Origin of the sequence: Intrasporangium calvum DSM 43043, assembly GCF_000184685.1 — a bacterium.
GTDB classification, from domain to species: domain Bacteria; phylum Actinomycetota; class Actinomycetes; order Actinomycetales; family Dermatophilaceae; genus Intrasporangium; species Intrasporangium calvum.
On sequence record NC_014830.1, the window covers coordinates 334,660 to 348,050 of the forward strand.

General features: G+C 68.1%; 12 protein-coding genes, 1 tRNA gene and 1 pseudogene. 9 read left to right on the forward strand and 5 right to left on the reverse strand.

What is annotated here, in order from left to right:
• Positions 1 to 83: 83 nt before the first annotated feature.
• The gene (locus tag INTCA_RS01590) at positions 84 to 581 is read right to left on the reverse strand and encodes a DUF6328 family protein (protein WP_013491186.1); all 498 of its coding nucleotides are present in this window, start codon (positions 579 to 581) and stop codon (positions 84 to 86) included.
• Between the two features lie 139 nt (positions 582 to 720).
• Entirely contained in the window at positions 721 to 2,541 is a 1,821-nt protein-coding gene (locus tag INTCA_RS01595) for a phosphoenolpyruvate carboxykinase (GTP) (protein ID WP_041307128.1), read from the reverse strand.
• A 508-nt stretch (positions 2,542 to 3,049) separates the two neighbouring features.
• On the opposite strand from INTCA_RS01595, the gene INTCA_RS01600 reads away from it, so the two are divergent.
• The 9 genes from INTCA_RS01600 (at position 3,050) to INTCA_RS01640 (ending at position 10,069) form a co-directional block, all read left to right on the forward strand.
• A tRNA-Arg gene (locus INTCA_RS01600) sits at positions 3,050 to 3,122 on the forward strand.
• 223 nt (positions 3,123 to 3,345) lie between these two features.
• Positions 3,346 to 3,546, forward strand: coding sequence for a helix-turn-helix domain-containing protein (locus INTCA_RS20615; RefSeq protein WP_013491188.1), 201 nt, complete (start codon positions 3,346 to 3,348; stop codon positions 3,544 to 3,546).
• Positions 3,536 to 4,735, forward strand: coding sequence for a tyrosine-type recombinase/integrase (locus INTCA_RS01610; protein WP_013491189.1), 1,200 nt, complete (start codon positions 3,536 to 3,538; stop codon positions 4,733 to 4,735). Before INTCA_RS20615 ends, INTCA_RS01610 begins: the two co-directional genes overlap by 11 nt.
• Positions 4,736 to 4,796: 61 nt before the next feature.
• A complete protein-coding gene (locus tag INTCA_RS01615) occupies positions 4,797 to 5,870 on the forward strand; it encodes a tyrosine-type recombinase/integrase (RefSeq protein WP_013491190.1) in 1,074 nt (357 codons plus the stop codon).
• Positions 5,867 to 6,802 (forward strand): tyrosine-type recombinase/integrase, encoded by a 936-nt coding sequence (locus INTCA_RS01620; protein WP_041307131.1) that lies wholly within the window; start codon positions 5,867 to 5,869, stop codon positions 6,800 to 6,802. Before INTCA_RS01615 ends, INTCA_RS01620 begins: the two co-directional genes overlap by 4 nt.
• Positions 6,799 to 7,209 (forward strand): hypothetical protein, encoded by a 411-nt coding sequence (locus INTCA_RS20045; protein WP_199921606.1) that lies wholly within the window; start codon positions 6,799 to 6,801, stop codon positions 7,207 to 7,209. Before INTCA_RS01620 ends, INTCA_RS20045 begins: the two co-directional genes overlap by 4 nt.
• Before the next feature lie 318 nt (positions 7,210 to 7,527).
• Positions 7,528 to 8,832 carry an ATP-binding protein gene (locus tag INTCA_RS01630; protein WP_013491191.1) on the forward strand — a complete coding sequence of 435 codons (1,305 nt, stop codon included), beginning with the start codon at positions 7,528 to 7,530 and terminating at the stop codon, positions 8,830 to 8,832.
• A gap of 119 nt (positions 8,833 to 8,951) precedes the next feature.
• Positions 8,952 to 9,533, forward strand: a complete 582-nt coding sequence (locus INTCA_RS01635) for a hypothetical protein (RefSeq protein WP_148236449.1) — start codon at positions 8,952 to 8,954, stop codon at positions 9,531 to 9,533.
• A gap of 155 nt (positions 9,534 to 9,688) precedes the next feature.
• Positions 9,689 to 10,069: a hypothetical protein gene (locus INTCA_RS01640; protein WP_041307134.1), complete on the forward strand. Its 381-nt coding sequence runs from the start codon at positions 9,689 to 9,691 to the stop codon at positions 10,067 to 10,069.
• Positions 10,070 to 10,731: 662 nt separating this feature from the next.
• Here INTCA_RS01640 and INTCA_RS18895 read toward each other — a convergent pair.
• From INTCA_RS18895 to INTCA_RS01665, 3 genes and pseudogenes are all read right to left on the reverse strand, one after another.
• Positions 10,732 to 11,650: pseudogene (locus INTCA_RS18895) on the reverse strand (IS5 family transposase).
• A 383-nt stretch (positions 11,651 to 12,033) separates the two neighbouring features.
• Complete coding sequence (locus tag INTCA_RS01660; protein ID WP_013491195.1) at positions 12,034 to 12,219, reverse strand: YegP family protein; 186 nt, start codon at positions 12,217 to 12,219, stop codon at positions 12,034 to 12,036.
• A 93-nt stretch (positions 12,220 to 12,312) separates the two neighbouring features.
• Positions 12,313 to 13,230, reverse strand: a complete 918-nt coding sequence (locus INTCA_RS01665; RefSeq protein WP_148236450.1) for a hypothetical protein — start codon at positions 13,228 to 13,230, stop codon at positions 12,313 to 12,315.
• Between the last annotated feature and the right edge of the window lie 161 nt (positions 13,231 to 13,391).

Genomic DNA, 13,391 nt, shown 5'->3' on the forward strand with positions numbered 1-13,391 from the left:
CTTTCGTCGGGGTCCTTCCTCGTTTGAAAGGGACGGGGGACTTGGGAGGAACGGGAGCGGGAGCCAGCCCAGCGGCATACGGCCTAGCTCTCGGGCTTCTCGGGCGGCGCGACGCGCCGCTTACGGGCGGCGGGCACGAGGTACCACAGGACCACGGTGAGCGCCGCGACCGCTCCCCCGACCCACATGGCGAGCGTGTGGGCGATGAGCACGTCGAGGACGAGCACGAGGCCACCGACCACCGACAGGGCGAGCGCGACGAGGCCGACGGAGGCGAGCTTTGAGGTGTAGGCGACGATGAAGTCCTTCAGCCCCTGCCGGAAGAGCACGCGGTGGACGGCCACCGGTGCCGTGAAGAGCACCACCGCGACGGCCGACGCGAGGAGCGTGCCCAGGTAGATCTTCCGCTGGAAGTCGGTGAGCGTCTCGAACCGCTGCTGGAACGGCAGGGTGAGGAGGAAGCCGAAGAGGATCTGCACACCCGCCTGGGCGATGCGCGCCTCCTGCAGCTGCTCGTCGAAGTTGCGGTCGAGTCGTTCACCGCGGGTCTCCTCGCGGTCGTACGGGGCGTGCTCGCTCATCCCCGAATCCTCGCAGGCCCACGGGCTCGGCGGGCGGAGAAGGGCGCCGACACGGCCCCCGTGACGGGAGGGCCCGGCACCTGACGGTGCCGGGCCCTGCATCACGTCGTCCGATCCCACCGGAGGGACGGACTACGGCTCACTGCGCGGCGTTGATCCGCGCCTTGAGACCGTCGAACTCGGCCCACAGCTCCGCAGGGAGCTCGTCGCCGAACTTCGTGAACCACTCCTCGATGAGCGGCAGCTCCTCGGCCCACTCCTCAGGGCGGACGGCACCCGCCTTGGCGAGGTGCTCCTCCGTCACGTCGAGACCGTCGATGTCGAGCGCCCCCGGGGCCGGGACGAGGCCGATCGGCGTCTCCACGGCCTCGGCGTCGCCCTCGAGGCGGTCGACGATCCACTTGAGCACGCGGCTGTTCTCGCCGTAGCCCGGCCAGAGGAACGAGCCGTCCTCGTCACGACGGAACCAGTTGACCCCGAAGATCCGAGGCAGCTTCGACGCGTCCGCCTGCTTGCCGATCTGCAGCCAGTGCCCGAAGTAGTCGGTCGCGTTGTAGCCGAGGAAGGGCAGCATCGCCATCGGGTCGCGCCGGACGACGCCGACCGCGCCGGTCGCCGCCGCGGTGGTCTCGGACGAGAGCGTGGCCCCGACGAACGTGCCATGGGTCCAGTCGCGCGACTCGTAGACGAGCGGGATCGTCGTCTTGCGGCGTCCGCCGAAGAGGATCGCGGAGATCGGGACGCCGTCCGGGTTGTCGTACTCCGGCGCCGCGATCGGGCACTGCGCGATCGGGGTGCAGAAGCGGCTGTTCGGGTGGGCCGCGGGCTTGTCGCTCTCGGGGGTCCAGTCCTCGCCGAGCCACGAGGTGAGGTGGGCCGGCTTCTCGTCGGTCATCCCCTCCCACCAGATGTCGCCGTCGTCCGTCAGGGCGACGTTGGTGAAGACGGAGTTGCCCTGGTTGACGGTGGCCATGGCGTTGGGGTTCGTCGACTCGCCGGTCCCCGGAGCGACTCCGAAGAGGCCGGCCTCGGGGTTGACGGCGTAGAGGCGGCCGTCCTCCCCGAAGCGCATCCAGGCGATGTCGTCGCCGACCATCTCGGCCTTCCATCCGGGGATGGTCGGGTCGATCATGGCGAGGTTGGTCTTGCCGCACGCGCTGGGGAACGCTGCCGCGATGTAGTGGACCTTCCCCTGGGGGTTGGTCAGCTTGAGGATGAGCATGTGCTCGGCCATCCAGCCCTCGTCGCGGGCCATGGCGCTCGCGATGCGGAGGGAGTAGCACTTCTTCCCGAGCAGGGCGTTGCCGCCGTAGCCGGAGCCGTAGCTCCAGATGGTGCGCTCCTCCGGGAAGTGGACGATGTACTTGGTGTCACTGCACGGCCACGTGACGTCCTGCTCGCCCTCGGCGAGTGGTGCGCCGACCGAGTGGAGGGCCGGGACGAAACTGGCGTTGGTCTCCTCGATCTTGCGCAGGACCTTCTCGCCGCACCGAGCCATGACGAGCATGGAGACGGCGACGTACGCCGAGTCGGTGATCTCGACGCCGAACATCGGGACCTTGGCGTCGAGGTGCCCCATGACGAAGGGGATGACGTACATCGTGCGACCCTGCATCGACCCCCGGTAGAGGTCGGTCATGATTGCCTTCATCTCGTCGGGCGCCATCCAGTTGTTGGTGGGGCCGGCGTCGCGCTCCTCGACGGAACAGATGAAGGTGCGGTCCTCGACGCGAGCCACGTCGGAGGGGTCGGAGGCGCACCAGAAGGAGTTCGGCTTCTTCTCCTCGTTGAGCCGCACCAGGGTGCCGGCCTCGACGAGCTGGTCCGTCAGCTCGGTCCACTCCTCAGGGGTGCCGGTGATCCAGCGGATGTCGCGCGGCTGCGTCAGCTCGGCGACCTCGTCGACCCAGGCCTGCAGGCCCGCGTGGGTCGTTTGTTCGGTCTTCGGTGTCGTGGTCAACTTGGCCAATCCCTTCACGCGGTGTCCGGGTCACCGCGTTGTGCCGGTGGCGTTCATCTCGCGGTCCTGGGGCCTGCGCCGGTGTGCGTGGTCCGAGTGTCCGCATGGTGAACAAATGACGTGATGGGACCACGGTACCCAGCGCGGGGCGGGGGGTTTGACCACGGTTCGGGGGCTCAGCGGTGAAACCAGTCACAACCGCCCTTGCGTGCAAGGATTCTGGCAGTTGACTGCCCGTTTCTTGCAAGGCTTGCGGTGGTGCGCGCCCTCGGCCGGGGCCGCCTGCTGGCTCGAGCGGTGGGTCTGCTCCATCGGGCCGGTAGACCTCGATGCGTCGGGTTGAGGCGACGCATCCAGGTCTTGCCGACGTCTGAGACCGGTGCGGACGCGGCGGGGGCGGGCGCTGAGGGAGCCAGCCCAGCGGCATACGGCCGGAGTGCGCCCGATTTCGTGGTTGCGGCACCGAACCGCTAAGGTGACTCTTCGTCCGCCCCATGCGAGCGGCACTGCACCCGTAGCTCAACGGATAGAGCATCTGACTACGGATCAGAAGGTTAGGGGTTCGAATCCCTTCGGGTGCGCTCTGTGTTGAGACAGAAAAGGGCGGCCTGACCAGCGGAAACGCGGGTCGGGCCGCTTCTTTGTACGGGGCCTCCGAGCATTTCGCCGGGCTCTTGGGCCCTGGGATGGGCCCTAAGATGCTCACCGGCGAGCAGCAGTCGGGTGAGTGACACTGCCGGTGTGCTCCTGACATTTCCGGTCGGCTGTGACCCTGTGCCTCCGATGTCGCTCCTTAGGTTGAGCATGGAGACCACTGCCCAGGCCCCGACCCTTCTGCTGAACCTCAACGAGGTCGCGACCCACCTCAGATGCACCCGCCGCAGCGTCGAGCGACAGATCGCGCGGCGTCGACTCCGTGTCGTCCGGATCGGGCGGGCCGTCCGGGTGGAGCGCGAGGAGCTGGACCGTTTCATTGCATCGTCGCGGGACTGCGATGGCCGGTAGGCGTCAGAAGGACTCCGAGACCCACACGACCAAGTACCGCGGCAAGGATGGCCGGTGGCACGCACGAGTCACGGTCGGCCGCCGGATCGACGGTCAGCTCGATCGGCGCCATCTGCAGCGCAAGACCAAGCGGGAGCTCGATGAGGCGGTGCGCGCCTTGGAGCGGGACCGGGACGCGGGGAAGCGGACCTGGCTCCAGGGCGAGCAGACCCTTGGCGGGTGGCTCGAGCACTGGATCACCGCGATCCTGCCGCTCTCTGTGCGGTGGAAGACGCTTTCTACATACCAGAGCCTGATGAAGGTGCACGTCATCCCGAAGATGGGGGCAGCGCGCCTCGCGGACGTCCGTCCGGAGGCGCTCGAGCTCCTGTACGGGCAGTTGTTGAACGAAGGGCGTTCAGCCCACGTGGTCCATGCCGTCCACCGGGTGCTTCGGTCAGCGCTGGGCGAGGCGGTGCGGCGCCACCACCTGAGCCAGAACCCGGCCACGGTCGCGCGTCCACCGCGCGTGGCCACCGTCGAGATCGATCCCTTGACCAGCGACGAATGCCGTTCTCTGCTTGAGGCGGCACGGGGAACGCCGAACGCAGCCCGCTGGTCCGTGGCGCTGGCACTGGGTCTTCGACAGGGCGAGGCGCTTGGCCTGTCTTGGGATGACGTGGATCTCGATGCGGGTGTGATCCACGTTCGGCGTGCTGTGCAGCGACGGACCTGGCAGCACGGCTGTGGAAGTAAGCCCGGTGGCCAGCCGGCCTGCGGTCACGGACGCGGCGGCTACTGCCCGCAGCGCAGAGCGGGAGGTCTGATGCTGGTCGAGCTGAAGACCCGCGCCTCACGACGGCTCATCGTCCTACCGGGGCCACTGCTATCGGAACTTCAAGCGCATCGCTCCGATCAGCTGCGGCGCCAGGAGGAACGGCGAGGCCTATGGGACGGCACCCACAACCTGGTATTCGCGACGGACGTGGGTGGGCTCATCGACCCCGCGCGAGATTTCAAGGACTGGAAGAACCTCCTGAAGGCCGGCGGCGTCCGCACGGTCCGCTTGCACGACGCGAGGCACACCGCAGCAACCCTCCTCCTCGTCCAGGGCGTTGATCTGCGCACCGTGATGTCCATCATGGGCTGGACAGAGATGGCCACGGCCCAGCGATACGTCCACGCCGTCTCATGCTTGTTATGTACGTGATCTTGCAGGACATTTCGATGAGCCGTGGTGGCTGCTCGCCTCTGATGTTGGAGGGCCTGAAATGTCTGTCTTGTATCCGTGCCTGATCCGTTCTCGTCGGCCGTTGGGGGAGGTGGTGGTCCGCGTCGGGGTGCCGCTGGTGGACGAGTATCTCGAGTTCTTGCAGGGTCGGTGCCGGCCGAACACGGTGGTGGCGGCGGCGTACGACCTGAGGGTGTTCTTCGGGGTTGTCGGCAAGGAGCCGCGCGAGGTTGTGCCGGCTGATGTGCTTGGGTTCATCACGGCCCAGCGGACCGGCCGCCTCGAGCCGGGCCCGGTTCAGGCGGTGGTGGCCGACGGGGAGCCGGCGGGGGTCGCGACGAGCACGGTCGCTCGGCGGCTGTCGAGCATCTCGGGATTCTTCGGGTACCTGCAGGCCCGTGGGGACGTGGTCGTGAACCCGGTGCCGCGGGGCCTGCCGACGCGTCGTGAGCGTCAACGACCGAGCCAGGGTGTCCCGTTGACGCGCCGAGTCTGGCGGCTGTCGAGGATCCTGACCCCGGCCGAGGTCGACGCGCTGACCGGCGCGCTGCGCACCCACCGGGACCGGGCGATGGTCGCGGCGATGGTGCTCGGTGGGCTGCGTCGCTGCGAGGTCCTTGGGCTGCGGATGGGCGACGTGCGGGTGGCCGAGCGTCGGCTGTTCATCGCCGAGGGCAAGGGCGGGCACCAACGCCTCGTGCCGGTGTCCTCCCGGTTCTTCACGGAGCTGGCCAGCTATCTGGAGGCGGAACGACCGCGCGCCACCGGCACCGACCGCGTGTTCGTCGTCCTCAGGGGCCCGAACCGGGGGAATCCTTTGAGTGTCAGAGGAATCGACGAGGTGCTGGCTGGTGCGAGGCGGCGGGCCGGGCTGGCGCACGCAACCTGTCACGAGCTGCGGCACACCTGCCTGACCCGGTTACGGGAGGCCGGGATGGCGCTCGAAGCCGTCCAGGCCCAGGCCCAGGCCGGGCACGACTCGATCGAGTCGACCCGGATCTATCTGCATCTGGCCGATGACTGGCTCGCCTCGCAGTACCGCAAGGCCGCCGAGGTCATCGACGCGCAGGTCTTCGCCGGCCACCCGGACGGCAGCGGCGGGAGCCGGCGATGACCACGACGACGATGTCGAGCACCGCGACGAGCACGTCGATCAAGCGGCGAGGGACCTCTGGCCCGGCGCCCGGGTCGCCGAGCGGTAATCCCCGCGGCCACAACGGGACCGCGCCGATGCGGACCTGGGCCGAGCTGGACGCGGCGCGTCCGGAGCTGGCCGCGACGATGCGCCACTACCTGGAGCAGATCGGCTGCGTGCTGCGCCCGGGCAGCGTCCGCAACACCGACCAGGCGCTGCGCTCGTTCGCGGGGTTCCTGCTCGAGCAGGCCCCTGAGGTCACCACGCTCGCACAGGTCACCCGCCGCCACATCGAGGGCTACAAGCCGTGGCTGGCCGCGCGGCCCGGACAGCACCAGCCGCGGGTGTCGCCCGCGACCCTGGCGCACCGGCTCGGGACGCTGCGGATGTTCTTCCTGCGGGTCGACGAGTGGGGCTGGGAGCAGGCCCCGCCCCGGGTGCCGATGTTCCCGGCGACCTGCCCCGCCAGGACCACCCGCTGCCCAAGGCCCTGGACGACGCCGCCGCCGCGCAGCTGCTGCGCGCGGCGCACCACGACCCCTCGGCTGCTCGTGCGCGTGACCGTCGAGGTGCTGCTGCGCACCGGGCTGCGCGTGAGCGAGTTCACCGGGCTGCGCGCCGACGCCGTCGTGCTGATCGGCTCCGGCCCGTGGCTGCACGTGCCGGTCGGCAAGCTCCGCGAGGACCGCTACCTGCCGCTGCACCCGCAGCTCGTGCAGCTGATCGATGACTACCGCCGCGAGTACGTCCCGCCCGGCCACCCGCTGCTGCTGCCCAGGGAGAACGGGCGACCCGCCGACCGGCACTCCGTCACCCGGATCCTGAACACGGTCGCCGCCGCGGCCGGGCTGCCGCATCCACCCTCATGTCCTGCGCCACACGCTGGCCACCCAGTTTCAACCGAGGCATGAGTCTCGAGGCGATCGCCGCGATGCTCGGCCACAAGTCGCTGGACATGACGCTGCGGTACGCCAAGATCGCCAACCGGACCGTCGCCGACGAGTACTTCGCCGTCACCGAGAAAGTCGACGCCCTCTATGAACAGGCCCGCGCGCTACCGGCCGACGTCCTCGGACCCAACCTGGCCCGGCTGTCCCGCGAACACCACCGCCACCTCGGAAACGGCTACTGCACCAGGCCGCCCACCCTCGACTGCGCCTTCGAATCGATCTGTGAGACGTGCACCTTCTTCCAGACCAGCATCGAGTTCCGGCCCACCCTGCTCGCCCAGCACGACGACGCGGCCGCCAAGGGACAGACCCACCGGGCCGAGCTCTTCGCCAACCTGCTCGACCGCACCCACCACGAGGCCTCCTGACATGACCACCCCGACCCGCCCGCCGATCCAGCCACAACAGGCCCTTCCTCGATCCATGCCGCCCCATGCCGGTGCGCCCGAGGCGTCAACGTGGAGCACGCGCAGCGCAGCGAGCATGAACGACGTTGACACCGACCAGCACCGGCACACACTTGGCAGCGAGGAAGGACCGCTCAGCGACCCCGGCACCCACCCGGATCACGTGCATAATGCCGATCTCCGGTCGCTCAAGTTTGCCCAGCACAGGTCCTCATGTTTGCTAACTAGCCTCACTCACGTATGCACAGCTCGCGTCCTCATGTCTGCTAGGTTGGGACCATGATCCTCGACTCGCTCGTCCCTCGTAGGGTCAGCGAGCTCTTGGCAGGGTTGGTCGCGGTGGAGCCGGTGATCGCTCTACACGGGCCGCGCTCGGTCGGTAAGTCCACCGTTTTGCGCAGGTTCGCTGCCGACGTGGGGGGATCGGTCCTCGACCTGGACGATATCGCGGTGCGTGAGGCGGTCGTCGGCAATCTGGCCTCGGTTGCTGGTGGTCCGGCACCGGTGTGCGTAGATGAGTACCAGCGGGTGCCCGACATCCTGGATGCGCTCAAGGCACGGCTCAACCGGGAGGGCAGCCTTCCCGGCACTGCCGTGATCACCGGCTCGACCCGACAGGATGCCTTGCCCGCCACGGCGCAGGCTCTCACGGGGCGGCTTCACTCGCTGACCATCTGGCCGCTGTCTCAAGGCGAGATCGTCGGGATCAGGGAGGACCTGCTCGAGACGTTGGGGGCCGACGCTGATGGAGTGGTCAGCCAGGTTCCCTCCTCGAAGACCGTTCGCCGGGATTACGTGGAGCGCGTCTGTGCAGGCGGGTTGCCTTTGGCTCTGCGACGTTCCGGCGCGGCTCGTGCCCGATGGTTCGATGACTTCGTGAGGGCATCGGTCGAACGAGATGCTTTGGAGCTGAGCCGGATCCGTGAACGACAAGCCATGACCGAGCTGCTGGGTCTGGTTGCTGCGCAGACAGGGCAGCTGCTGAACCTCTCCGCTGCAGCGGAGAAGCTCGGTGTCAGTAGAGCCACCGTTGAGAGTCATCTGCGGCTGCTCGAGGACCTCTTCCTCGTGGTGCGGCTGCCCGCGTGGGGCAAGACCCTGCGCTCACGAGTCAGTGTCAAACCCAAGGTTCACGTCGTCGACTCCGGGTTGGCTGCCCGACTGCTCCGGCTCACGCCCGACAAACTCGCAGGACTCGATCCGGCATCACTGGCCGACTTCGGGCACCTGCTGGAGACCTTCGTCGTTGGCGAGATCCGCAAGCAGGCCTCTTGGCTCGATGAGCCGGTCACCTTGGGCCACTGGAGGACCAGCGATGGTGTAGAGGTCGACCTGGTCATCGAGTATGACGACGGCACGGTTGTCGCAGTTGAGGTCAAGGCCAGCGAACGGGCACCCGGCTCGGACTTCCGCGGTCTGGCCCAACTTCGCGACGCCCTTGGACCACGGTTCGCCGGCGGGATCATCCTGACCACAGGGGCTCGTTCCTACACCTACTCCGACCGCCTCCACGTCATGCCCATCGACCGCCTATGGACCCCCGTCACACCCGAACCGCGCACCGCGCTCCCACACGGAGACTGAGGCTCGCCTTGCCGCAGGTGGTGCGAACGGGCGTGCTGATCGGTGAGCAGTGAGCTAGACGCGCTCGGGAGAGGCTCGGCGATCCTCGGCCTTCGTCTTGGGCGGGCACAATGGCCATCGTGGCATCCGGAGAGCGCCCGAAACCGAGCCAGTCACCCTCCCCGTGGGAAGACGGCCCAACACCGGTCGTCACCGCTGGTGACGCAGTCCTCGTCCGCGGCGACCTACGACTCATCTGGCGTGCCGCGTTACAGGCCTTGGTGGTCGCTGCTTTTTTCGCCCTGTTGGGCGCAACGGCGGGCGACGATGACACCGCCTTCACGTGGGTCGTGGCGGGACTCTTCGTCATAGCCGCTGCCCTACGAGTGCTGATCTGGTTTCGTGGCCTGGCGGCTCGGGCTCTGATCTCCACCGAGCAGTATCTGGTCGTGATGCGCCGAGGAAGGGTCGAACGCTGGATGCCGTGGGCAGCCATGACCGTTATCCGCGTGTGCCCAGGCGACCTCCTCCCGGAATGGCACCGCGGTGGTGGTACCTGGTTCACGGTCACAGGCGAACCCGTCACTGCGATGCGCCCCATCTCGCCCTTCGCGGGCGAGCTTGGAGAGTACTTGGTTCGTAGGCGCGACCGGGCTCACGCCACCGCCACCATCGAAGCGGCAGCGGATGCTCACGGCGTTCGCCTCATCGTGAGCCAGTAGCCGAGTTCAACCCCCGCTACCCGGGGAGACTGGGCGCAAGTGTCAACACACGGACCTGAGTGTGAGACGTTTACCGGATTTGCCGACGCGCGGGCGGACGCCCTGCTAGGCGCCGGTCGCGGTGATGATCGCCGCCAAGGGCTAGCATCGCGCTCATGCGTAGGTGGCTCCGGGCGGTGCTAGTCCTCGTCGGCACGCTCCTGATAGTCACGACTGCCGCCTACCGCTATGCCTACGGGACCTGGTGGCAGGCGCCAGAACGCATCCCCTACTGTGGCCGGACTTACATCGCGGTCACGCCGCACTTGAGCCTCGCAGATATTCGTCAACGCGAGCGCCAGACCTCGTTGCCCGGCGACCAGCCATACGCCGTCGTACCCATCGGCAAGGCGCCCCCTATCGTCGGGGCGGAGATGTTGGCCGCCGTCACTCCCGTGGCCCAACGCGAGAAGTTGGGTGTGCCCTGCGCGATGGGGCTGTACGTCAAGACAGGCGATGACCAATACACCTCGTACGGGATCACAGGCGGCCCGTAGCTCTCGGCCAGCCCCGAGAAGCAACTCGCACATCGGCGTGTAGCGGTTACCGGAATTGCCGCAGATGGTGTGCTCGATCGTGCCGAATGGCGGACGTGCAGCCCTCGCTACCCGGCCGATCCTGTGCCCGATTCGCTCGGGGAGCCCTGAACCTGGAGGAGCCCAAGGGCGATGTACACGAAGAGCCCGAGGCACAGGCCGACCCCCAGCCCGAAAGCAATAGGCCGAGCGCGCCGCGATGTGATGCCCACCGCCACGCAGACCGCACCAGCGACGAGCGGGAACCACAGATCAAAGGCCGTCAGTAAAACACCCACGACCACGCCGAGGACGGACGACCAAACCGCCTTCTCCATGTGGTGGCTCGGGTTGGTTCGCGTGCTGGACGTAGCCATCCCCCATTGTCGCCGAGAGGGCCAAAGTAAGAAGCCGCCTGTCGTCGAGCGCCAGGACGAGCAACCGCAGCTGGGGAAGCGGGTGTCACCATACTCTTTGGCCGTGAGCGCTTCTGCCGCACTGAGGGCGACGACGGTCGTCCGAAACTGCCACGGAGTACGTGGCGAGTTCGTCGAGGGCCAGCCTCCCGGGACTGACCGAGCACACCCCGGTTGCGTACAGCTCGAACGCGTCTGGTCGCACTAGAGCGTGTCTCTTGATTCCCATCAGTGGGTCGTGAAGTAGATGAGGCTGGCACCGAGCAGGACACCACCGAGGAACGTTCGGGCCTGTTTGTCGTAGCGGGTGGCGATGCCGCGCCACTGCTTGAGCCGCAGGTAGCTGCGCTCGACGGTGTTGCGCTTCTTGTAGGCGCCCGGGTCGAAGCCCGGTGGGCGCCCACCGCGGCTGCCCTTGGCCTTGCGGCGCGCGATCTGGTCGGAACGCTCCGGGATCGTGTGCGCAATCTTGAACGCTCGCAGTCGAGTTCGTGTCGACGGGTGCGAGTACGCCTTGTCGGCCAGCAGCCGGAACGGCGGACGCTTCCCGGCCGAGCGGTAGTCCTCGATCAGCGGGATCAGCTGCGGGTTGTCCCCGGCCTGCCCACCGGTCAACCGGATCTGGACCGTGGCGGTGGCCTGGTCGGCCAGCGTGTGGATCTTCGTCGACAGTCCGCCGCGGGAGCGCCCCAGCGCGTGGTCAGCCGGCTCGGGCGGCAGATTCTTGTAATTCGATCCTGCCCCCTGTGTGGCCTGCAGGCTCGGAAACGACCTCCGCGGTGGCCGAGTCGTGCCGGGCGCCGGCCGCGTGCTGGTGCGCCCGCACGATCGTCGAGTCCACCGACAGGAGGTGCTCAACATCGTCGGTGGCGTTCTCATCGACCAGTCCGGCCTGCTGCACCGCGGCCATCATCAGGTGATACGTGCCGTCGGTTGACCAGCGGAAATGCCGCTTCCACAAGGTCTGCCACGGACCGAACTCCTCGGGCACATCCCGCCACGGAGACCCGGTGCGATACCGCCAACAGATCCCCTCCAGAACCCGACGGTGATCGGACCAGCGCCGCCCGCGACGACCCGCCGAACACGGCAGCAGCGGCTCCACGACCGCCCAGAACTCGTCAGAAACCTGACCCTGTCGCACCATGAGTCCGACACTCTCAGGATGGGCCGCTCAAGTTTGGGAGACACGCTCTAGCACCTCACGTCCGACGATGCCCAAAGGCGGATCGCCAAGCACGTCGAGAAGGACAATCGCGGCGTCGACCCCACCTCCGCCACGCACGGCTGTGTTCGTGGGGTTGGCGATCGCATCCGCGTCCTGCCGAGTGAGGTCGCCGTGAACCGCAGTCAGAGTTGCCACGACCACAGTCTGCCGGTCACCGACGGAGTAGCTGACCAGTAGGCCCTACGCTCGGCTTCCGTGGCCCTCACCGCGGTCGCGAGGTGCGACTCTGCGCCGCAGAGCGTCGGGACGATCCGCCAGGGGTGAGGCTTGGGTCGGGAGGGGATGCCTACCGCCGCTGGAGATCAGGAGGCGGTCTGGTCGTCGACCTGCGCCGTCTGCGCGTTCTTGCGGACGGACTCGATGCCGTTGAGGGCGCTGGCCTTGGTCTTGTAGCCCTCGCCGGTGGCGATGATCTGCCCGTTGGTGGCTTTCAGCCGGAAGCGGTACTCGCCGGAGGCGCTCTTGTAGAGCTCGAACTTGCCTGCCATCACATCACTCCTTTGAGAAGGAACTCGACAGTGCCGACGCTAGGGGCGAGGCGCTGTCCACGGTGGACGACTCGCCGACAACGGCTCGTTGCTCTACCCGGACGCCGAGGCTTCCAGGAAGGTGCGGGCCTTGGCGAGCCAGCGTTGTCCGGTTCGTGGTGTCGCTTTCCAGCCGCGTTGGGTGAAGGCGTCGGCGACGTCTTGTCCGCTGACTGTCTGGTCGCGCCGGACAAGAGCGACAGCGACTTCCAGGCGCGCTGCCGGGTCGTCGACAGCGGCGGCGCTGTCCGCCGGTAGGTCCCGGCCGGGGACGAGACGCTCCCTGGCGTTGGCGTTTGGGACGACATCGCGGGAGGCGAAGTGGCCTGCAAGGTGCTCGACGCGGCCGACTTCGGACAGCCACTGCGATAACTGTCCGGACAGCTGCTTATCGGTGGCGGGGATGTGCTTCAGCAGCGCGCGGTGGTGTCGGTCGAGCCTGCGGTGGGCACGCAGGGTCGCGCGTGAGTTCGGCTGGGCATGTTGGACGCGTTGAAGGTCGAGTCCGGCGGTGGCGACAGCGAGCATGAGCCGGTGTCGCTTCGCTTCCCGACGTGTCGGCGCGGTGTCGCGGTCGTGTCGGTCACCGGTCAGGATGCGGTGCCAGAGCCAGACGGCGACGAGCGGCGCGGCGACCCGCACCCCCGCGGCGAGGGCGGCGCGGGCGTCGGGCTGCCAGTCTCGAAGGCCAGCCTCGCCGGCGGGTCCGAGGAGCTCGTGGGCCGCGGAGAACATGCCGCTGATCGCCGAGAAGACCCACGTCGACACCAGGTCGGCCCGCGCCGACCGGCCGCGGAACACGGCCGCCCGCGCGAGCAGCGCGGAAGAGACCAGGGCGAGCTCGAGGAAGACGGCCAAGGAGAGCGCGACCGCGACCGCCAGCCCGAGGACATCGACGCCCACGAAGATCATTCCCTGGGCCGAGAGCAGGGTGGGCATCAACGCCGCAACCGCGGTCAGGATGACTGCCACCCCCTCCACGGAAGGCGCTCGTGTCTGGGGCGGGTCTGGGAGCCGGGCCGGGTCTGATCTCACGTTGGGCCTCCTCGCGGCGGGGGTCGGCCCGAGTGGCCGACCCCTCCAGTAGCCCCAAGGGCGGCTGACCCGCGCGGGCGGTCCGTTCTCGCTGTGGA